General features: G+C 57.1%; 16 protein-coding genes. 7 read left to right on the top strand and 9 right to left on the bottom strand.

Annotated elements, in window-relative coordinates:
- Positions 1-59: 59 nt before the first annotated feature.
- Together KCG46_RS04355 and KCG46_RS04360 are read right to left on the bottom strand one after the other, a co-directional pair.
- The gene (locus tag KCG46_RS04355) at positions 60-2834 is read right to left on the bottom strand and encodes a [protein-PII] uridylyltransferase (RefSeq protein WP_218404083.1); all 2775 of its coding nucleotides are present in this window, start codon (positions 2832-2834) and stop codon (positions 60-62) included.
- Between the two features lie 68 nt (positions 2835-2902).
- Positions 2903-4609 carry a class I adenylate-forming enzyme family protein gene (locus KCG46_RS04360; RefSeq protein ID WP_218404084.1) on the bottom strand — a complete coding sequence of 569 codons (1707 nt, stop codon included), beginning with the start codon at positions 4607-4609 and terminating at the stop codon, positions 2903-2905.
- 199 nt (positions 4610-4808) lie between these two features.
- Between KCG46_RS04360 and lgt the strand changes: the two genes are divergently transcribed.
- Together lgt and KCG46_RS12715 are read left to right on the top strand one after the other, a co-directional pair.
- A complete protein-coding gene (gene lgt, locus KCG46_RS04365) occupies positions 4809-5672 on the top strand; it encodes a prolipoprotein diacylglyceryl transferase (RefSeq protein ID WP_218404085.1) in 864 nt (287 codons plus the stop codon).
- On the top strand, positions 5573-7339 hold the full coding sequence (locus KCG46_RS12715; protein WP_369410164.1) for a class I SAM-dependent methyltransferase: 1767 nt from the start codon (positions 5573-5575) through the stop codon (positions 7337-7339). Before lgt ends, KCG46_RS12715 begins: the two co-directional genes overlap by 100 nt.
- Before the next feature lie 37 nt (positions 7340-7376).
- On the opposite strand, the gene KCG46_RS04375 is transcribed toward KCG46_RS12715, so the two are convergent.
- The 3 genes from KCG46_RS04375 to KCG46_RS04385 are packed head-to-tail and all read right to left on the bottom strand — an operon-like array spanning position 7377 to position 11192.
- Entirely contained in the window at positions 7377-8942 is a 1566-nt protein-coding gene (locus tag KCG46_RS04375) for an ABC transporter permease/substrate-binding protein (RefSeq protein WP_218404086.1), read from the bottom strand.
- Positions 8942-9733 (bottom strand): ATP-binding cassette domain-containing protein, encoded by a 792-nt coding sequence (locus tag KCG46_RS04380; protein WP_218404087.1) that lies wholly within the window; start codon positions 9731-9733, stop codon positions 8942-8944. Before KCG46_RS04380 ends, KCG46_RS04375 begins: the two co-directional genes overlap by 1 nt.
- Before the next feature lie 28 nt (positions 9734-9761).
- Positions 9762-11192 (bottom strand): sensor histidine kinase, encoded by a 1431-nt coding sequence (locus KCG46_RS04385; protein ID WP_369410165.1) that lies wholly within the window; start codon positions 11190-11192, stop codon positions 9762-9764.
- 278 nt (positions 11193-11470) lie between these two features.
- On the opposite strand from KCG46_RS04385, the gene KCG46_RS04390 reads away from it, so the two are divergent.
- The 5 genes from KCG46_RS04390 to KCG46_RS04410 all read left to right on the top strand — a co-directional run bounded on the left by KCG46_RS04390 (position 11471) and on the right by KCG46_RS04410 (position 16233).
- Positions 11471-12640 (top strand): acyl-CoA dehydrogenase family protein, encoded by a 1170-nt coding sequence (locus tag KCG46_RS04390; RefSeq protein ID WP_218404088.1) that lies wholly within the window; start codon positions 11471-11473, stop codon positions 12638-12640.
- The gene (locus tag KCG46_RS04395; RefSeq protein ID WP_218404089.1) at positions 12640-12936 is read left to right on the top strand and encodes a DUF1330 domain-containing protein; all 297 of its coding nucleotides are present in this window, start codon (positions 12640-12642) and stop codon (positions 12934-12936) included. The genes KCG46_RS04390 and KCG46_RS04395 overlap by 1 nt, the downstream gene beginning before the upstream one ends.
- 1 nt (position 12937) lies before the next feature.
- On the top strand, positions 12938-14545 hold the full coding sequence (locus tag KCG46_RS04400) for a carboxyl transferase domain-containing protein (protein WP_218404090.1): 1608 nt from the start codon (positions 12938-12940) through the stop codon (positions 14543-14545).
- 323 nt (positions 14546-14868) lie between these two features.
- Complete coding sequence (locus KCG46_RS04405) at positions 14869-15501, top strand: lysophospholipid acyltransferase family protein (protein ID WP_218404091.1); 633 nt, start codon at positions 14869-14871, stop codon at positions 15499-15501.
- 93 nt (positions 15502-15594) lie between these two features.
- Complete coding sequence (locus KCG46_RS04410) at positions 15595-16233, top strand: TetR/AcrR family transcriptional regulator (RefSeq protein WP_218404092.1); 639 nt, start codon at positions 15595-15597, stop codon at positions 16231-16233.
- Here KCG46_RS04410 and KCG46_RS04415 read toward each other — a convergent pair whose 3' ends face one another.
- The 4 genes from KCG46_RS04415 to KCG46_RS04430 form a co-directional block, all read right to left on the bottom strand.
- Positions 16234-17001, bottom strand: coding sequence for a M50 family metallopeptidase (locus tag KCG46_RS04415; protein WP_255551759.1), 768 nt, complete (start codon positions 16999-17001; stop codon positions 16234-16236). It lies immediately after the preceding gene.
- A gap of 12 nt (positions 17002-17013) precedes the next feature.
- Positions 17014-18189: an AI-2E family transporter gene (locus KCG46_RS04420; protein ID WP_255551760.1), complete on the bottom strand. Its 1176-nt coding sequence runs from the start codon at positions 18187-18189 to the stop codon at positions 17014-17016.
- A 53-nt stretch (positions 18190-18242) separates the two neighbouring features.
- Positions 18243-20786 (bottom strand): DNA topoisomerase (ATP-hydrolyzing) subunit B, encoded by a 2544-nt coding sequence (gene gyrB / locus KCG46_RS04425; RefSeq protein ID WP_218404094.1) that lies wholly within the window; start codon positions 20784-20786, stop codon positions 18243-18245.
- A 95-nt stretch (positions 20787-20881) separates the two neighbouring features.
- Positions 20882-21820, bottom strand: coding sequence for a PIG-L deacetylase family protein (locus tag KCG46_RS04430; protein WP_218404095.1), 939 nt, complete (start codon positions 21818-21820; stop codon positions 20882-20884).
- Positions 21821-21900 lie beyond the last annotated feature (80 nt).

A 21900-nucleotide genomic window follows, 5' to 3' on the forward strand; every position in this document is an offset into this window, starting at 1 on the left:
CAACCTATATCGCGCCCATTTTCTGCGAGCGGCGATTGCATATCGGCCAAACGGACGGGTCAGGCCTTTTCGAGCTGGCGCTGTTTACGGTCGGATGCGGCTTCGAGCAGCTCTTCTTCAATTTCGGCAAGGCGTTCTGGCACCGTCACTTTGGCACCGGTCAGATCGGTAACATAAAACGTGTCTACCGCTGTCTCACCATAGGCTGTGATATGGGCCGACTGCACGATCAGATTGGCTTTGTACAAAGCATGGGCGAGCCGGTTCAGTAGAGCCGGCCGATCGCGCGCGGTGACTTCGACAACGGTGAAATTGTTCGAAGCCATATTGTCGAAATTGACGCCTGGGGCGACTTTGAATGCCTTGGCGCGCGAATGCGAGAGTGGCCGCGCTGCGAGTTTCGGCACAAGTTCGCCTTCGCCCATCAATGCCTTGCGAATGCCTTCTTTAAGGCGCGCGATCTGCGGTGCTTCACGGAACGGCATCGCATGCAGGTCCTGCACAAGGAAATTGTCGATCGCGTAACCATTGAGCGCTGTATGAATGCGCGCATCGATGATGTTCGCGCCTGCCAGATGCATCCCGCCGGCCATGCGGTAAAACAGGCCGGGATGGTCAGGTGCGATCACACTGACAAGTGTAGCGCCGCGCTCTTCGTCCGGCTCACAATGGATCGACAAATGATCCTCGATCCGCCGGGCTTCTTCATACTGGATAAGGTTTTTGGCGATGATGTCTTCTGGTTCGGCAATCCAATAGGCATCCGCAAGCATCTCTCCCACGTCGGCGACGAGGTAGCCCTTGTCGCCAAGCAATTCGGTTGTTGCTTCTTTCTTGGCATTGACCCGTTCGACGCGGCCATGGCGTTTGTGGCCTAGACGCATCCGTTCCTGCGCTGCATCGTAAAGTTCGCCGAGCAATTGCCCTTTCCAGCTGTTCCACGTTCCTGGGCCAACGGCGCGGATATCGACCGCGGTCAGGATGGCAAGATTGCGCAGCCGCTCTACGCTGCGAACTTCGCCGACGAAGTCTTCGATGGTCTTTGGATCTGTCAGATCGCGTTTTTGCGCGGTGGAACTCATCAGCAGATGTTGCAGCACCAGCCATGCGACAAGATCGGTCTCTTTCTGATCAAGTCCGAAGCGCGGGCAAAGTTTCTGCGCAACTTCAGCGCCAAGTACCGAGTGATCGCCACCTCGACCTTTGGCGATATCGTGCAGCAAAACCGCGACATAAAGGGCGCGGCGAGAGGCGAGCTTGTGAATGACCCGCGTGGCGCGGGGGTGGTCTTTTTTAAGCAGGCCTCGCTCGATCTGGCTGAGCAAGCCGATCGCGCGGATCGTGTGCTCATCGACGGTGTAGTGATGATACATGTCGAACTGCATCTGCGCGTTGACCCGGCCAAAATCCGGCACAAACCGGCCAAAAACACCCGCTTCATTCATCCAGCGCAAGGCAGTTTCGGGATCATTGCGCCCGCCGAGCAGATCGAGGAACAGCGCATTCGCTCGCGCATCTTTGCGCACAGCGGCGGTGATCAGTTTCGTGTCCCGGCCCGCTTGCCGCATGGTTTCCGGGTGAACTTCCACGCCTTCCGCCTCGGCAAGCTGAAATATTTCGATCAGGCGAACCGGATCTTTTTTGAACCAGTCGTCCGATGGTGCACGAATACGCCCGCCTTCGATGACATATCCTTTGAGTTCGCGTTTTTTCTGGCCCCAGCCAGCGAAAAAGCCGCTGCGAACCTTTGCCTTCGAGGTTTCTTCCTCAAGGTGGGAAAGGAACACGCCAGTCAGGCTGCCTACGCGCTTTGCCTGCATAAAATAGTATTGCATGAAGCGTTCGACCGCGCTTTTGCCCGGGCGGTCGGCGAAATTCATGCGCTCGGCCACTTGCCGCTGAAGGTCAAATGTCAGCCGGTCCTCTGCTCTCTCTGTGAGCACATGCATATGGCACCGTACCGCGAGTAAGAACCCTTCTGCCCTTCGGAAGCTGCGATATTCCTGCGTTGTGAACAGCCCGATATCGACCAGCTGAGCGGCTGTATCAACCCGGTGGGTGTATTTGCCGATCCAGTAAAGCGTCTGAAGATCGCGCAGGCCGCCTTTGCCCTCTTTGACATTGGGTTCAACAACATAGCGGCTATCGCCCATCCGTTTATGGCGTTGGTTACGCTCTTCGAGCTTTTGCGTGAGGAACAGTTTTTCGCTGCCCTTGACCACATCGTTCCAGAAGGTCGCGCGCAGCTCCTCATAGGTGTCCTGATCACCCCAGACCAAGCGGCCTTCAAGCAGCGCGGTGCGGATCGTCAAATCCTCGCGGGCCATCTTCATGGTGTCGCTTACCGTGCGGCTGGAATGGCCGACTTTCAGGCCAAGATCCCATAAGACGTAGAGCATCGCCTCGATCACCTGCTCGCACCAAGGGGCGCGTTTCATCGGCGTGATAAACGCAATATCGACGTCAGAATGCGGGGCCATTTCGGCGCGCCCGTATCCGCCCACAGCCATAATCGCGAGACGTTCTGCCTTGGTGCGATTGTGCACTGGATAGACGTGCGCGACGACATAATCGTGGATCACACGGACAAGCTGATCAATCAGAAAAGCGTGACCGGCAGTGCAATCATGCCCGGCAGAAGGCTTTTCCGATAGCCGTTTCGCCAGTTCACTTCGGCCCGCATCAAGACTTTCGCGTAAGGCCTCTACAATGGGTTGGCGAGCCTTCTCACCAAGCTCATCGGCCAGTTCGTTGACACGTTCGCCCAGAGCGCGTCGATCGATGATCGCGCGTTGTTTTGGAATGCGGCGGCTGGGGAGGGTCCAGTCAGTCATTGCGCCGCTTTAGCAGGTAAAGCGGCGCAATGAACTGGCGTTTTCGTGAAAACGTATCCTGGTTCGCCTTACGCGAACTTCGCAGTGTATTCTGCGCGAAGTGTCTTTTTATCGATTTTCTGGGTGCCGAGACGCGGAAGCACTTCGGTAACCGGGAAGATGTGCTCTTCGAGCGGAACCTTGAACGGTGCAGTGTTGCTGAGCAGGAATTCGCGCATTTGCGCCGCATTCATCGTGTCGCGGCCCGATTTCACGCGAATGACAGCCGCTGGGACTTCGCCCATACGCTCGTCTGGAAGCCCGAAGACAGAGCATTCGGCAATGTCATCATGCGCATAGATCGCGTCTTCCACTTCGATGCACGAAATGTTCTCGCCGCCGCGGATGATAATGTCTTTCTTCCGGTCGACGATGTAGAGATAGTCGTCTTCATCGAGATAGCCGAGATCGCCTGTGCGGAAATACCGGTCGTCGGTGAAGGCTTCTTTGGTTGCCTCATCATTGTTCCAGTATCCGCGGAAGTTCGCGACAGAACGGATGCAAACTTCGCCAACATCACCTTGAGCCAGTTTGTTGCCGTCATCATCAAGAATGGCGAGGTCAACCATCGGTACAGACGGTTTCCCGGTGGAACCGGGCTTTGCCATGTAGTTCTCGTTGAAATTGCCGCAGCCAACCGCATTGGTTTCTGTGAGGCCGTACCCAAGTAGTGGGAAGCCTTTTGGAAAAGCATCCTTGATCTTGGTGACATGTTCGACCGGTCGCGGCGCGCCGCCCGCAGCAAAGCTGCGGCAGGCTGAAAGGTCATATTTTTCCCGATTGGCATGCGTCGCCATTTCGTAGCTCATCAAAGGCACGCCGACGAAGTAAGTAACCTTTTCCGCGTCCATCAAACGAAGCGCTTCTTCGGCGTCCCACTTGGGCATCAGCACCAGCTTGCGAGCAATCGCATAGCTTTGCAGGAACAGCGGCACTTCGCCGGTTACGTGGAACAGTGGAACAGCGATCAGCGCGCTCGGCTGAGAGCTGACATCTTCGCCCTGACTTTCCAGCAGGATTTTCGCCATCGCGCTTTGCGCGACATAGTTCATCACGCCGTGGACCACGCCTCTGTGATCAGACCACGCGCCTTTGGAGTTGCCGGTAGAACCAGAAGTATAGAGGATCGTCGCAATATCATCAGGGCCAAGCGCGCCGAGCATCTGCATGGCGATACTGGTGCCCTCTGGTGCCGCCCAAACGCTCGAAAGGCCTTCTGAAGGCACGTTGTGGTCGATCAATACGATCTTGGCTGAATGATCGGTCCCATCAAGGCGTTTCGCACGTCCCGCATCAGCCAGCACAAGCTTGCATTCTGCAAGACGCACGCCGTAGGCAAGCTCCTCACCCGCCCAAAATCCATTGAGCAGCGTCGCGCAGCCGCCTGCCATGATAATCCCCATATAGGCGATCATCCAGTTGGCTGAATTGCGCGCGGCAATCCCGATACGGTCGCCTTTTTGAACATTGTGGTGTTTCGCCAGACCTTCGGCAACACAAACGGCTGCGGCATAGGTCTCGCCAAAGGTCATGCGCAAATCGCCATCGACCAAAAACGGCACGTCTTTATGCTGATTGCAGAAATGGGCGAAATAATGCGCCATTGTCGGCGGGGCACCGACAAATGCGGGCATTTCGACTCCGTCGCGATCAAACGGGGCGGTTGCAAAAGGCTGACCGTCTTTGGTCAGCTCGCCGATGATCGCTTCGAGCGCAGTGTCCAGCTGTGTGGGCATGCGAATATCTCTCCTTAAGGTCTCTCTTCAACTTACAAGGCTGACGCTCTGCGGCGCCTAACCGTCTGCTGTGACCAAAGCCGGACTGTCCGAAGAACCCTTCCCATCAGGCTCTTTCCCCAAACGCCCGGCTGTGCCACAAGCCGCGCGAACACAGTCGTAATCGCGGCTTTGAAAAAGCTATTAAGAGGTTCCTTTGGTGCTGTCACTACTTGCCGCAAGCGGCGCCGCTGCCGATCCGCTTTACTGGTCAGATTTGGGCCTCTTTCCTGGCTTTGATTTGGGCTTTTTTACGCTACGGTTCTATTCGCTTGCGTACCTGATCGGCATCATTTTCGCATACTGGCATTTGTCCAAAACGCTTAAGCAGCCTGGCGCCCCTATGGCGCAACGTCATGCTGACGATTTGTTCTTTTATTGCACACTCGGGGTCATTTTGGGCGGTCGGCTTGGTTATGCGATTTTCTACAACCCGAATCTATGGTCGAATCCGCTTGATGTTCTGAAGTTGTGGGAAGGCGGAATGAGCTTCCACGGCGGCCTGATCGGTGTGTTGCTCGCAATTGCATGGGTCACCCGCAGTGCCAATCTCTCTTTCCTGCGCGTCTGTGACTATATCGCGATCACATACCCTCTCGGCCATTTCCTGGGACGGTTGGCGAATTTCAACAATGGCGAATTGTGGGGCCGCGCCAGCGATGTGTCTTGGGCGATGGTCTTTCCTGGCGGCGGCGACGTTGCCCGGCATCCAAGCCAGCTGTATCAGGCCGGGTTGGAAGGCTTCGTGCCGTTCGTGGTCCTGATGTTCCTTTTCTGGAAGACGCGTGCACGGTATCGTCCGGGTCTGCTGGTCGGCATATTCACGATTTTGATGGGAATGGCCCGCTTTGTTAACGAATTCTTCCGTGAACCTGATTCACAATTGGCAGAGTTTGCAGTGCGAACCGGACTATCGATGGGGCAATGGCTAACAATACCGCTGATCTTGATTGGGTTGATTGTAACGCTTTACGCGGTGACGCGGAAACCGGTGGGAACCGGGAGCGTAAGCGCGCCAGCTTAGCCGATGATGGCGCGTGGCGCCCGCGCGGCCTGCAACTGATTGATCCCGAGAGTGATGCAGAGGTTCGCGCCAAAGTAGAGGCTGATGCGAAAGCCGCGCGCGATGCCGAGCTTAAGGCGAAAGCGGCGGCAGAAGCAGAGGCGGCGCTCGAAGCCCAAAAGCAAGCCGATAAGAAAGCGCAAGCGCAGCGAGAAGCCAAAGAAAAGGCTGCGCAAAAAGCCAAGGAAGCCGCGAAGGCCAAGGCCGAAACAGAGAAACAGGCGGCTGCCAAAGCAGAGGCGGCGCTAGAAGAAAAGAAGAAGGCCGACGCTGAAGCGAAGGCCGAGGCAAAAGCTGCCGCTGAAAAGGCCAAGCAAGACGCAAAAGCTCAAGCGGAGGCTGACGCCAAAGCCCGAAAAGAAGCCGAAGCCGCTGCCAAGAAGGCAAAGCAAGCGGCAGAAGCTCTTGCGCGCAAGGAAGCAGAGGCCAAAGCGCAGGCAGAAGCAAAGGCAATCGCCAAGGCTAAGGCCGAAGCAAAGGTTCAAGCTGAAGCAGAGGCCAAAGCAAAAGCCAAGGAACAGGCACTCAAAGACGCTGCCGCAAAAGAACAGGCCGCCGAAGAGGCAAAGGCGAAAGAGCTTGCGTCTCTTGATCTGGGTCAGAGTTTCCGCCGCTTGATCCGCGAAAATGGCCCGATCAGCCTCGCGCAGTACATGGGCGATAGCAACGCGCGGTATTATGCCAGCCGTGATCCCCTGGGCGATGAAGGGGATTTCATAACTGCGCCGGAAATCAGCCAGATGTTTGGCGAGCTGGTTGGTCTTTGGATCGCTGATCTTTGGGTCAAAATGGGCGCGTCAAAAAACATCCACTATGTCGAGCTTGGCCCCGGTCGCGGTACTCTCGCGAAAGACGTGCTCAAAACGGCGGGCAAATACGGGTTTGACCCGCAAATTCATTTTGTCGAAGGTTCGCTGGAGCTGCGCAAAATCCAGCGACAGGCCGTTCCCACGGTTCGTTTTCATAATGATCTTTCAACGCTTCCTGATGATCGTCCTCTCTTGATCGTGGCCAACGAATTTTTTGATGCACTGCCGGTGCATCAACTTGTCCGCTCCGCCGATGGCTGGCGCGAAAGAATGGTAGGTTTGGAGGGCGATAAATTTGCCTTTGTCGCAGGTGACAAGCCGATGGATTCGATCGTACCGAAAAGCTGGAAAAGCGCATCGCAAGGTGCCTTGATTGAGACCAGCCCGGCGGCTTCTACGGTTATGGCAGAGATTGCGCAGCGGCTCACCAATCAGGGCGGGGCCGCGCTAATTGCGGATTACGGTCCGCCGGAATTGCGAGAGGGTTCCACGTTGCAAGCGCTCAAGGATCACAAAAAGGTCGATCCGCTCGAACATCCGGGTGAGGCAGACCTGACGACGCATGTTGATTTCGAAATGCTGCAAGACATCGCGACCAAAAACGGTGCGGAGGTTATGGGCCTACAGCAGCAGGGCGAATGGCTGCGCCAACTGCATATCGATACGCGGCTTGAGGCGCTTCAACGGAAATCTCCCCAGAATGCGGATCAATTGAAGCGTCAGCGTGACCGCTTGGTCGAGGATGATCAAATGGGCGTGCTGTTTAAGATGCTCGGCGTGTGCGGCAGGCGCTGGCCGATTGGCGAAGGTTTCGAATAAAGCACTGTAATCAAAGGCTCTCTGCGCGCCAAGTAAGTTAGAGGCCGATTTCTTCGGCCAACGCGGCAGCGGCATCCTTGGGGCTGAGTTTGCCTTCCCCTTCGCGGTCCACTGCGAAGTTTGCCTTTCGCATAGCCTCGACGCTGATTGCATCCAGCAGCGGGCGCAAGGCGTTGGCTATTTCTTCTTCACCGGCGATGCGCGGCGACATCATCAACATCGCATCATAGCTCGGCAAAGCCTCTTGTGGATCGTCGAGCACAATGAGCCTGTCGGCTGCGATGCGACCATCAGAAGTGTAGGCACTGATCACATCTGCTTCGCCTGACCGCAGGGCATTGTACATGAATGTCGGCGAGAAATTTCGGTTTCCCCCGAACTCCAAGCCATAAGCATCGCGCACTGCAATCCATTCCGGGCGTTCAAAGAATTCCGGATCGCCGCCAACGGTGAGGTCACCGGCGACTGGTACGAGATCGCCGAGCGAGGTTACCCCCAATTCTGCAGCGCGGTCTTCGCGCATGGCAAACGCGTATGCGTTTTCGAAGCCCAACCGTCCCAGAACGCGAACGCCGTTTTCCTCCTGCTCCCAATTGCGGATCGTTTCGTACATCACCTCGCGTCCGGGATTGTCGGTGCGCTTGAGGTTGTTGGTCCAGATCGTGCCGGTGTAATCGACCGAGACATCAATGTTGGACGAGGCAACGGCACTGTGTACCACTGCCGATCCTAACCCGTCGCGATATTCAACCTCGTATCCGGCTTTCTCAAGCTGCGCGCCGATAAGCTGCGCCAAAATATATTGCTCTGAGAATTGCTTGGACGCGATGATGATCGGGCCAAGATCGCCTTCCTCGCGCTCCTCTCCGAACCAGTCATCGCCGAACTGGAAGGCGAGTGCAGCGAGAATGCCCAAAGCAACTGCGAGCATTCCGCCGCCCCATTGTTTGAACTTACGAGCAGCCAAACCGCGCTCGATCAGGCCGAGCAGCATATCGACAATCAGTGCAAGCGCTGCGCTGGCAAAGCATCCCGCGAGCACCAGCGCCCAGTTCTGTGTCTGAAGACCGGCAAAAATCGGATCGCCTAGGCTGGGTTGGCCAATCGTAGTCGATAGCGTCGCGGCACCTATGGTCCAGACGCTTGCGGTGCGGATGCCCGCCATCACGAATGGAGCGGATAAGGGCGCTTCGACAAGGCGCAGCTTTTGCCAGCTTGTCATGCCCACACCATCAGCCGCCTCAAGCACACCGGGATCAAGATTGGCCTGAGCCGTGACCGCGTTCCGCAGGATCGGCAGGAGGGCATAAAGTGCCAGCGCCAGCAGAGCGGGCAGGAAGCCGAGGGTCGGAAGTCCCTCACCGAAAACGCCGCGTAGAGAAAGCAGGATCGGGAAAAACAGCGCGAGCAATGCCAGCGCAGGGATCGTCTGCACAAGGCTCGCAAAACCGAGCGCAATGCGGTTCACCGTCTGCGAACGGCTTGCCCACACAGCCAAAGGCAGTGCGACTGCGATACCGAGCCCGATAGCGCTCGCCGCGAGCACAATGTGTGCGGTCAGTTTGTCGCCCAGCCCAAAGAGGATCTCTACGAAGTTCTCCATCAGGCCAGACGCCCTTCCATCGCGGCCAGCTTTTCAGCTTGCTGACGCGGTACGGATACAAGGCTTTGAGCAATCTCGCCGCCTTCGCCCATCAACAATTGGCGCGGCGTGCAATCAGCCAGCAGCTCGCCTGCATCCATCACCAAGACACGGTCGGCCAGCAACAAAGCCTCTGCCATGTCATGCGTGACCATGATCGTCGTCAGGCCAAGGCGTTCGTGCAATTCGCGCACTTTCTCTCCCAGTGCGTCACGCGTAATCGGGTCGAGCGCGCCAAACGGTTCGTCCATCAAAAGCAGCTCCGGATCACCGGCCAGCGCGCGCGCGACACCAACCCGCTGGCGTTGACCGCCGGAAAGCTCATCCGGCATACGCGTGGCCATTTCAGGCCCAAGCTCGACCAGCGTAAGCAGTTCCTCAATACGTTCGGCGGGCAAGGCTTCCCCTGCTAAGCGCGGACCAATGCCAATATTTTCGCCCACGCTGAAATGCGGAAAAAGGCCGATGCCCTGAAATACGTAACCGACCCGTCGGCGCAGCTGCGATTGGTTTAGTGTGATGACATCCTCGCCGCCAAACAGCACGCGTCCGCCGCTGGGCATGACCAGTGTGTTGACCATTTTGAGCAATGTCGATTTGCCTGAACCCGACGCCCCGACCAGCGCGACGAAGCTTCCCTTCGCGATGGCACAATCGACCCCGCCAACGGCAACGACTTCGCCCGCGTCGCCATAACGGCGCTCCACTTGTTCAAATGCAAGCACGGTGGCTGATGGATCTGGTGATGTCATGTTGGATACAGTGGTAGCTGGCACGTGCCTATTGGGCCAGCCGCTCTAGAGGCAGCACCAGTTCGGCGTGCAAGCCTTCGCTCCGCCAATCGTGTTCGATGCTGCCGCCCAGCTGGTTCTGGATCGACATCCGGATCAATCGTGACCCAAAACCGGTATCCTCTGGCGCTTTGGTTTGTGGGCCGCCGCTTTCGCGCCAGACGATCGTGACTGCGTCGGCGCTACGTTTGATTGAAATCGAAAGCTTGCCGTTTGCCACACTAAGTGCACCGTATTTGGCGGAATTGGTCGCAAGCTCATGGAATGTCAGCGCCAGCGGGGTCGCAGCGCGTCTGCCGGTCGGTACATCATCGCCGGAAATGGTCACTGCGCTGCTGCCAGGAATGCCGTAAGGTGCCATCAGGATGGCCAGCAGGCTCTGCAGGTTCTCTTCCGACTGATCGCCGATATGCAAGGCAAAATCCTGCGCGCGAGACAGGGCACGCACATTGTCGGCCAGTATCTCACCAAAGGCCTTCTGCGTGGCATCGCCCTGCGAATGCAGCGTGATCAATCCGATGATGACGGAAAAGATGTTCTTGATGCGGTGCGCCAGCTCCCCTGCAAGGAGTTCGCGTTCTTGCGATATACGATAAGTATCATCGATGTCGGTGAGTGTGCCGTACCAGCGCGCCGTTTCGGGGTCATGCGTAGAGGGAACAGCGCGCGACAGAACATAGCGATAGCCGCCGTCGGCCTGTTTCATTCGCCATTCGTCTTCGAAGGGCTCTGATTTCTCCACCGCAGCCATAAATTTGGCGCGAGTCCGCTCATACTCATCAGGGTGGATCACATTGCGCCAGTCTTCAACGTTCTGCGGGCGGGGCAGGCCTGTTGTTTTTTCCCAGCGCGCATTGAAGTAATCGAAATACCCACCCGGAGCCGCCGACCATGCAATGTCCGGCACGCTATCGAGCACGAATTGCACGCGTGCGGCGCTTAGCTTGATTTCGGCCATCGTCCGGCCCGCTTCGCGGTGGGTTTCGATCCGGCGCATCACCGCCTCTGCCAAGACTCGAAGACCTTCCCGCTGGACGTCCGTCAGCGGTTCTGAATGCGCCTTAGTATCTGTTACACACAAAGCGCCCAGCGATGCCCCTTCACGAGAGATCAGAGGTGCGCCGACATAATAGCGCAGATGGCTGGCGCCCGTTACCAGCGCGTAATCGCGAAACCTTTGATCCACGCTTGCATCTAGAACCTCGAAGATTTCCGAACCAAGCATGGTGGTCGCACAAAAACTGGTCGATCGGGGGGTCTCGGTTTCTTCAAAGCCCTCCGACGCGATGAAGCGTTGCCGCGCGGCCTCGACCAAGCTGACAGAGGCGCTAGGCGCGTCGCATAGATGCGCCGCAAAACGGGCGATGCGCGCCAGTTCCTCATCGCCCTGAAGCGAGTCCGGATCAAAGCTTGCAAGCACTTCTAACCGCTCTACCTCGCCGCTGTATTCGGGCGCGGGAGCGGTGCCTGTCGGCCAAAGGGTTAGCTCTGAATAAGTCAGTGTTTTATCCTGCCTGACGAACGAAAAATTGGCATACAGTCTTATCGATCCCCGTCAAATTTCACGTCGGCCGGCGGATCGTGATGCTCGCTGTCATTGGCCTTTGCGAGAGGCGTTGCTAAGGCGCGGGCAGCACAAACGACTTCCCGCTGAGCCAAGGCGCGATGCGGAGTAAGCAGATAACGGATAGACTTGATATGCGAGCCACCCCCGATTTCGATTTTCAGCTGGGCGAAAGCGCGGAAATGATCCGCGACAGCGTTGGCCGGTTTGCAGATGAGCAGATCATGCCGCTGGCAGATAAGATCGACCGCGAAGACTACTTTCCGCGCGCCGAGCTTTGGGCGCAAATGGGCGAGCTAGGGCTGCACGGGATCACCGTTGAAGAGGCCGATGGCGGGCTGGGCCTTGGCTATCTTGAACATGTGATCGCCGTTGAAGAGGTCAGCCGCGCCAGCGCATCGCTTGGCCTGTCATACGGCGCGCACTCAAACCTGTGCCTCAATCAAATCCGCCGCTGGGGCAATGACGAACAGAAGGCGAAATATCTGCCCGGTCTGATCTCGGGCGAACATGTCGGATCGCTCGCCATGAGCGAGGTTTCGGCCGGTTCTGACGTGGTTTCGATGAAGCTGAAAGCAGAAGCAGCTCAGGGCGGATATGTCCTCAACGGCACCAAATTCTGGATCACCAACGCAACGGAAGCGGACACGCTGGTCGTCTATGCCAAAACAGATGGCCACGCCGGATCGCGTGGGATCACGGCGTTCCTGATTGAAAAGGGCGATGCAGGCTTCTCCATCGGCCAGAAGATTGAGAAAGTTGGCATGAAGGGCTCGCCCACAGCCGAGCTGGTGTTTGACGATTGCCACATCCCCGAAGACCGCATCATGGGGCCATTAAACGGCGGCGTCGGTGTGCTGATGAGCGGTTTGGATTACGAGCGCGTAGTGCTCGCCGGATTGCAGCTTGGCATTATGCAGGCGTGTCTGGACACGGTGATTCCGTATCTGCGCGAGCGCAAGCAGTTCGGAAAACCGATCGGCAGCTTCCAACTGATGCAGGCCAAAGTCGCCGACATGTATGTCGCGCTGCAATCTGCGCGCGCGTATACTTATGCGGTGGCGAAGGCGTGCGATGCGGGCAACACAACGCGCTTTGATGCGGCTGGCGTGATCCTGCTTTCCAGTGAAAACGCATTCCGCGTGGCCGCCGAAAGCGTTCAGGCGCTGGGCGGCGCAGGCTATACACTCGATTGGCCGGTAGAGCGGTACATGCGCGATGCAAAACTGCTGGATATCGGCGCGGGCACCAACGAAATCCGCCGAATGCTGATTGGTCGCGAACTGATCGGAGCAGCGGGCTGATGGCTGTTTATATGATCTCGCGCCTGACGATCCATGACCGCGCACAATACGACAAATACGAAGAGCGTTTCATGGACATTTTCGAAAAGTTTGACGGCAAGATGCTAAGCGTTGACGAAGAGCCGCAGGACTTGAGCGGCAAATGGAACGCCACGCGATCCGTTCTGATCGAGTTCCCTGACAAACCAAAGCTGGTCGCCTGGCTGACCTCGCCTGAATATCAGGAAATCGGCAAATTCCGCGATGCGGGCAGCACTGCGGAAGCGATCATCGTGAAGGGTTTGGAGGACGATTGATATGACCGCACCTGTTCTCACAACGAAACTCGACAACGAAGCGCCTGAGGCGAAAACCCGCTCTGCGCATAACAGGGCGCTCGCTGAAGACCTTCGCAGCACCGTTGCTGAGGCCGCTCTTGGAGGGTCGGAGCGCAGCCGTGAACGCCATGTGTCGCGCGGCAAATTGCTCCCTCGTGAGCGGGTTGAGCGGTTGCTTGATCCCGGTTCGCCGTTTCTCGAAGTTGGTCAGCTGGCCGCCAATGATATGTACGAAGGCCACATCAACGGCGCTTCGCTGATTTGCGGGATTGGCCGCGTGTCGGGCCGTCAGGTGATGATCGTGTGCAACGATGCCACTGTCAAAGGCGGCACCTATTATCCAATGACGGTGAAGAAGCACCTTCGCGCGCAGGAAATTGCGCAGGAAAATCGCCTGCCGTGCATCTATCTGGTCGATAGCGGCGGAGCGAACCTGCCGCATCAGGCAGAAGTATTCCCCGACCGCGATCACTTTGGCCGCATCTTCTTCAATCAAGCCAATATGTCTGCGTTGGGCATTCCGCAGATCGCCTGCGTCATGGGCAGCTGCACCGCTGGCGGGGCCTATGTTCCGGCGATGTCAGACGAGACAGTGATTGTCCGCAACCAAGGCACAATCTTCCTTGCCGGGCCTCCTTTGGTGAAGGCCGCAACCGGTGAAGAGATCACCGCTGAAGACCTTGGCGGCGGCGATCTTCATGCCAAGAAATCGGGCGTGGTCGATCACTTGGCCGAGAATGACGAACACGCGCTGACTATTGTGCGCGATATCGTCAGCCATCTGGGTGAAAATACCGCTGCGGCCAAAGACATCAGCCTGAAAGACCCGCGCCCGCCAAAGTTTGACGCGGATGACCTGTACTCGATTATCCCGGATGACGTCCGTGCGCCCTATGACGTGAAAGAGGTGATCGCGCGGCTCGTTGATGGCAGCGAGTTTCACGAGTTCAAGGCGAATTACGGATCAACGCTGGTGTGCGGTTTCGCCCATATCTGGGGCATGCCCGTCGCTATTCTGGCCAATAACGGCGTGCTGTTCAGCGAGTCTGCGCAAAAGGGAGCTCACTTTATCGAACTCGCTTGTCAGCGCCGCATTCCGCTGCTGTTCTTGCAGAATATCAGCGGCTTTATGGTAGGCGGCAAATACGAAGCTGAAGGCATCGCCAAACACGGGGCCAAACTCGTCACCGCCGTCGCCACCGCCAGCGTGCCAAAGATTACCGTGGTGATCGGCGGCAGTTTTGGCGCAGGGAACTACGGCATGGCAGGCCGTGCATATTCCCCGCGATTCCTGTTCACTTGGCCCAATGCGCGGATCAGCGTGATGGGCGGAGAACAAGCCGCCAGCGTGCTCGCCACCGTTCACCGCGACGCAGACAAATGGAACGAAGAAGAGGCCGAGGCTTTCAAAGCCCCGATCCGCCAGAAATATGAAGACGAGGGCAACCCGTATTACGCCACCGCGCGGCTATGGGATGACGGTGTGATCGACCCCGCGCAAACGCGCGATGTGCTGGGTCTGGCATTTGCTGCCACGCTGGAGGCTCCGATTGCAGAGCGGCCGAGCTTCGGCGTGTTCAGGATGTAAAGAGAAGTTGGCATGTTCGAAGCATGATCAACATTGGAGCTAGTGCAGATCGCGAATGCCGGAGGCGGATTTGAGATTCGTGTTGGAGCAAGATCAACTCTGGACTTAGTTCAAATTGCGTCCGCAGCAGCCAAGGGCGGAGGGATCATCTACATGCGCGGACTGGCGGCAAGGAATACGTTGGAACTTGTCCAAATCTCCTCTGCCGGGAAAGGGCACGTCGTTTTCGCAGACCCAATTCCAGAATTTGACTAGCTGCCGAAACCCCCTCGCATTCCCCCGCGTAACTGCTAATCAAAGCACCTCTGGGGAGAGAATACACTTTGCAACACAACGAAACTCGCAACGTCACGCTGCTGTCACGCCTCGTGAACCGGACCATCCTGTTCTTTTATAAGTGGATGCGCTGGCGGGTGGTTGAACACTTTCCGCGCGATGTGAAAAAGTGCGTGATTGCGGGCGCGCCGCATACCTCGAATTGGGATTTCGTCTTCTTCGCTGGCGCCACTCACGAAGAAAAAGTGCAGCCCAACTTCATGGGCAAGCACACTCTGTTTGAAGGGATGATGCGCAATTTCATGCTGGACATGGGCGGCATCGGCGTTGACCGTTCACAAAAGGGCGGCACGACCCAGCAGCTTAAGAACGAATATGACAGCCGCGAAGAGCTTAACCTGGTCATCGCCTGCGAAGGCACCCGAAAATCGGATGGCAAATGGAAATCGGGCTTTTACAACATTGCAAAGGCCGCTGGTGTGCCGATCGTCCTGGCCTATGCAGACAATGAAAAACGAACCATCGGGTTCAGCCCCCCGATCATGCCAAGCGGCAATTACGGCGAAGACCTGCTCAAAATTGCCGAATGGTTCCGCTCCAAAATACCCGATCTTGAACGTTACAAAGTGCTGGAGCAGCAAGCGCGCGATATTATCTCAGGCAAAAACGACGTCCGATAGCTGCGTTGCATGGCGTGCAACCAATAATTCGAACTTGCGTCTTTAAGAGGCTGCCTCCCGCCACTATGTAGCCAGTGAGGAGGCCCCCCGCTCATGGCTCTATCGCCCGAAGTCCGCAGTAACGAACGTGATCGCATCGCCCAGATGGTGCTCGATCTGGTGAAAGAGCGCGGGGCGGAAATCCCCTATCAGCTTGCGATCACCGAAAGCGGACTTTCGCGCGCGCGTTTTGATCAGCTGTTCGATGACTATGACGATATGTTTGATGCCATCGCTCAGCTGTGGCTGAAGCCGCACATGGTCGCGATGGAAGAAGCTCTGGCCGCCGATTTGCCGCCGCAACGCAAGATGTATGAATTTTTCCGCCGCCGGTTCGTGATCTCGCGTGATCGTTTTCGCGAGGATCCGGAATACTTCACCATCCTGTGTGAAATGGGCGCCGCCAATTTTGAGCGCGTACGGTCCTATGTCGACCTCGCCGATCATTATCAGTGCGAAGTGATCGTTCAGGCTCAGGCTGAAGGATATTTGGCCGGTCTGGAAATTGATGAGGCGCTGTCTCTGATCAACCAGATGGTGTCGAATTACACGTTGCCGGATTCGCTGATCTATCTGGGTGACAAGCTGACCGAGCAGAAGCTTGCCCGGATCATCGATACAATCTTTATCGGCCTTTCTGGTGAATCCGGTAATGACGCTGCGGGGCTTAACTCGCTGCGGATCGCAACCTGATCAATCCCGCTTGAATTGCAACACATTCGCTGGCCGCTTTGGAGGCGGCGGGCGCAGCCGGTCTTCATTCAGCGCGTATTTCAGGCTCGCGCCGATCATCACGGCAGAAACCATCAGCAGCAATATCGCCCAGACCCAATGAGGCAGCATCAGCGCTTCTTCCATCTGACCCGTGTCAGAGCGGATCTCCTCACCGCCGATCACTGCGATTTCGGTGAAGAGATAGTTGAAGTCCGCGATCATGCTCATCGCGGCAATTACACCCAGAAACTGCAGCATAAACCGCGCAAGGCCATCTGGTGCCTTCCACGCGACAACGGCCAGCGTCGCCGCAACCAGTGGCAGCACTGCGAAACCAACCGGCGATCGGACATAGATAATAACCGAAATCAGGATCGCGGCGGCCACGCCCCATAACGTTGGTCGCCACAGCTTTCGATGTGCGCTGGCCATGATTAGACCTGCGCCGGCGACGGTAGGGGCAAGTGGTCCGCCTGCCGCAATCGCAGCGGGGACAAAGGCCGAAGCATCCCGATCAATCGCGTTGACCGCAACGCCGGAGCCGGATGGGTAAATCATCAATTGCTGGAAGTGTTGGCCCATCAACAAAGCGGTCAGACCGTGCCCCATTTCGTGAAACCATGTTGTCAAGATCACAAACGGATAGAGCAGGTAATTTCCAAAAGGCAGCGAAGGCAGGGCAACCACTATGATTCCCGCGAGCAGCAGCCTTCCTACCTGTTCGGCTTGGCTACCCGGGGCGACCATTGGCTGCATGGATCAGACGTCCTCGGTTGTGGCAGCCAAGTCGTCCCGCGCCTTGCCATCCACATCAACGCGGGTGCGATACTTTGCCGCAGCGTCTTCGTCTTCCGCACGCTGCTCTTGAAGAATCGACCAACTGGCAAGGAAGAGGCCCGCGACCAGAGGGCCGAGCACAATGCCAGAGAAGCCCGCAATCGACAGGCCGCCCAATGTTGTCACTAAGATGATCCAGTCAGGAATTCCGGTATCGCGGCCCACCAAAATGGGGCGCAGGACATTGTCGGCAGAACTGATGATGATGAAACCGGACGCAAGCACGAACACGCCTTGCCAAACAGATCCCGTCATCAGCAGCCAGACACCAACAGGTGCCCAGACCAGCGCGGTGCCCACCGCTGGGATCAGCGCAAGGATAGCCATCATCACCGCCAGCAGCAGCGCAGATGGCACGCCCGCAATCGCCATAGTGATACCGCCCAATGTGCCTTGCACCAATCCGACGACGCCCGATCCCTTGATCGTCGCGCGGACGATGCCGAGGAAACGCTCTGCCAAGCGGTCGGCGATTTCACGCTCGACAGGGGCAGAGTGGAGGATCGTCTCACCGATGCGCGAACCATCGCGCAGCAGGAAGTAGGTAACGTATAAACCAAGGCCGAAGCTTAGAATGAAGCTAAGTGCGCCGCTGCCGATAGAGACTGCGGAACTGGCTAGCATGCCGGCACTTTCACCGAGCAAATCCTGAAGGCGCCCTTGCGCCTCGGACATGTCATTCCAGCCGCTTTCATCAACCATATCCTGAACGGTGGTCGGCAGCATTCCGTAAATTTGGTTGGCCCATGCGGCGAGATCAATTGGGTCATCTTGAAAGGCTGCGATGGTCGAAAGCGCTTGGCCGACCACCATTGTGCCGATCCAAAGTGCCGGTAGGACGACGGCCAAAAAGATGATCGACAAAGTGATAATCGCGGCCGGATTGCGCCGACCGCGCACTTTGATCAGCACCCATTTGTACAAAGGCTGGAACATGATAGCCGCCAGCGCCGACCAAAGCAGCGGTGTGGCAAATGGCCATGCAATCCAGACAAGCAAGAATGTGACAGCCCCGACCACAGCAAGAAAGCTAACCTGCTGGATTTCGGTCGTATGGTGTTGTTCACCCGTCATCTTGTCCAGTTTGTTATCGGCCAATCATTACACCTTTAACTACAGCGCTCAGGCGATCCCGTTCCTGAACAGATTGATTAAACGTCTAGGTTCGCGACGTTCAATGCGTTTTCTTGAATAAACTCGCGGCGCGGTTCGACCACATCACCCATCAGGCGGGTGAAAATTTCGTCGGTCACGTCGGCGTCTTCAACTTTTACCTGCAGCAGCGCGCGGTTTTCCGGGTCAAGCGTGGTTTCCCACAATTGCTCCGCGTTCATTTCGCCCAGCCCTTTGTAACGTTGGACCGAGAGACCTTTGCGGCCCGCAGCGAACACCGTGTCCAGCAATTGTGTCGGGCTGCTGATCGCGTCATCACCCGAAATTGCGGACGTATCGTCAGCTTCGGTGTCGGAGCTTGGCACTTCGTCGGCATCCGCTGCTGTGCTGCGGATCAGGCGCACGGGCGAGGCATATGCCTCCGCCTGATTGACGGCGAGACTGTGCAGTTTTTGCGCTTCGCTGCTGGTCAGGAAACGCGCATCGATTTCGTGTGCGTCGGTTACACCGCGCCATAGGCGGGCAAACATAACCGATCCATCATCGCGGATGTTTGCAGTCCATGTCGCGTCGCCATCGCCAAGCTGCAAGCGTTTGGCTGTTTCATCGAGAGCTTTGGCGCGCTGAGCGTTGGAGAGAGACGGATCGAGCGCTCCCGAAAGCGCCATCTGTTCGACCAAACCACTCTCGTATTTGCGCGGAATGAAAGCCAGCAGGTTGCGCAAACGCAGGGCCTGTTCGATTAGGTCGTGCAAATCCGCACCGGAACGGGCACCGCCTGCGGTTTCGAGGATGCGATTGTTCAATCCAGCATCGACCAGATAGCGATCAAGCGCGGGCTGATCTTTCAGATACACCTCGCTGCGGCCTTTGCCGACTTTGAAAAGAGGCGGCTGAGCGATGAACAAGTGACCGGCTTTCACAATCTCCGGCATCTGGCGATGGAAGAATGTGAGCAGCAGGGTGCGGATATGCGCTCCGTCGACATCAGCGTCAGTCATGATCACAATCTTGTGATACCGCAGCTTCTCGAGATTGAACTCGTCGCGGATACCGGTGCCCATCGCCTGGATCAGCGTGCCGACTTCTTTGGACGAGATGATCCGGTCAAACCGCGCGCGTTCGACGTTCAAAATCTTACCTTTGAGCGGAAGGATCGCTTGCGTCTTGCGGTCGCGGCCCTGCTTGGCAGATCCACCAGCGGAATCGCCCTCGACCAGGAACAGTTCGGATTTGGCAGGATCGCGTTCCTGACAATCGGCGAGCTTGCCAGGCAGGCTGGCGACGCTCATCGCGCCTTTACGGCTCATCTCGCGGGCGCGTTTTGCGGCTTCGCGCGCTGCAGCCGCGTCAATGATCTTTTGAACGATGGACTTCGCATCGGCCGGATTTTCTTCCAGCCACTCGGTCATCTTCTCGCCCATAAGGCTCTCCAGCGGAGATCGGACTTCGGAGGAAACCAGCTTGTCTTTGGTCTGCGAGGAAAACTTGGGATCAGGCAGTTTGACGCTGACAATCGCAGAAAGGCCTTCGCGCATGTCTTCGCCGGTCAGGCTGACCTTCTCTTTCTTGAGTAAGCCTTCGCGGTCGGCATAGCCGTTAAGCGTACGGGTCAGAGCCGCGCGGAATGCGGCCAAATGCGTGCCACCATCGCGCTGCGGAATGTTGTTGGTGAAGCACAGGACGTTTTCGTAGTAACTGTCGTTCCACTGCAGCGAAACATCGATCCCGATGCCGTCCTTGTTCGCGGAAACCGCGATTGGCTCTTCAAACAATTCTTGTTTGTTGCGGTCGAGGTATTTCACGAACGCCGCGATGCCGCCTTCGTAATATAGGTCGTGCTCTTTCACTTCCTCGTGCCGCTTGTCGCGCAAAAGAATGCGCACGCCCGAATTGAGGAAGGCGAGCTCGCGATAGCGATGCTCAAGCTTGTCGAAATCGTATTCGGTGACATTCTTGAACGTATCGTTCGAATGGTGGAACGTGACCCGCGTGCCCTTTTTGAACCCGTTATCGTCAGGGTTCTGCTCCACTTTGGGGGCATCACCGGTTATTTCGAGACTTTTGACCGCATCGCCGTTTTCGAAGCGCATCCAATGCTCTTTGCCGTCACGCCAGACTTTCAGCTCCAGCCATTCGGAAAGCGCGTTCACAACGGAAACGCCCACGCCGTGCAGACCGCCGGAAACTTTATAGGCGTTGTCGTCAGAGGTGTTTTCGAACTTACCGCCCGCATGCAGCTGGGTCATGATAACCTCGGCCGCAGAGACGCCCTCTTCCTTGTGCATCCCGACAGGAATGCCGCGGCCATTGTCTTCAACCGACACACTGCCGTCCGGGTTGAGTTCGATCAAAACGAGGTCACAGTGCCCCGCCAGCGCCTCATCAATGGCATTATCTGAAACCTCAAACACCATGTGGTGCAGGCCTGACCCGTCATCGGTGTCGCCGATATACATGCCAGGGCGCTTACGAACCGCGTCTAGGCCCTTGAGAACCTTGATCGAATCTGCGCCATATTCGCCCTGCATTTTCTCTTGCTTGGGCGGTGTGTTTTCCGTTTGGGGAGTGTTTTCTTCCATGCCGATTATATAGGCGCTGGCAGAGCGAATCCCAAGCTGACATGCGCAATTCGGCGCGCTTTTCCACCGCTTGAGTGGAGTCTGTTCAGTTCGCCCTATTCTGGCTCGACCGGTTCAGGAAAAGCGAGCCGGAAAAAGACCGTCCCGCGCCAGACGGTATTGTGCAGGAGATCCGGCAATCCTTCGCGTGCTTCCGCGCCAAATTGGCTCTTGTGACAGTCCATCGCTTCGCGCGCATTATACAGGTCGAGCGGCATGTAACGGATCCTGTCGGTGACCAAAGATGGGTGTACGGTGGACCAGCTGTCGAAAGCAGCAATTTGCGGGCGGCTGCCGTCAGGAATGACGGAATAGAGCAATTCGGGCCTCTCGATGCCCAATGTCTGGACAACTTGGGTTGCCGCCGCGCTCACCATCCGGTGGTCCGAATGGCCATATCCGCCATCCGGGCCCCACGTCATGATAACCTGAGGATTTTTCTCGGCGATCACTTCCCCTATTCGGCGGGCGAGTGTTGGGCCGAGTGACTGGTCGCCGCGGGCAAAGTCGGACAGCTTACCATCGCCAAGTTTCCAGAAAATCGGACTGCCCAGTTTGAGCGCCTTTGCCGCACATTCAGCCTCAGCCTGTCGCAGATCTCCCAGTTCGTCGCCTGGTTCCATCCCGCTCACACCCGGACCCGCATCTCCGCTCGTGGCGTAGACCAGCGTCACCTCCCCGCCTTCGCGGGCGATGCGTGAAAGCACCGGCGCAAACATGATCTCATCATCGGGATGCGCAAAAATAGCGAGCACCGAAGGCACTTCGCTGGTTTGTGTTGGCGGGGCTTCCGACTGCGTTGGAGCAGCACTTTGCGGACTCTTGGGCTCGGGCACTTTACCGCCTTGTGCCAGATACTCCTCCAAGGAAGGCCTAGGCTCCCCTCTCGGCAAAATTTCGCGGTAGTCGCTATCTTCGCTCTGCTCTTGAGCCGAAACCGGGCCGAACGGCAGAAAGGCGATTGCCGCCAAGGACAGTGATGAAATTGACCGCATTGCAAATTCTCCTGACGCCTTTTTTTTATCACAGCGCGCTTGAGCGCACGATGACATCGATACCTTAATGAAATTCCTTT

Origin of the sequence: Erythrobacter crassostreae, from assembly GCF_019204045.1 — a bacterium.
In the GTDB taxonomy this organism is placed as follows: domain Bacteria; phylum Pseudomonadota; class Alphaproteobacteria; order Sphingomonadales; family Sphingomonadaceae; genus Erythrobacter; species Erythrobacter crassostreae.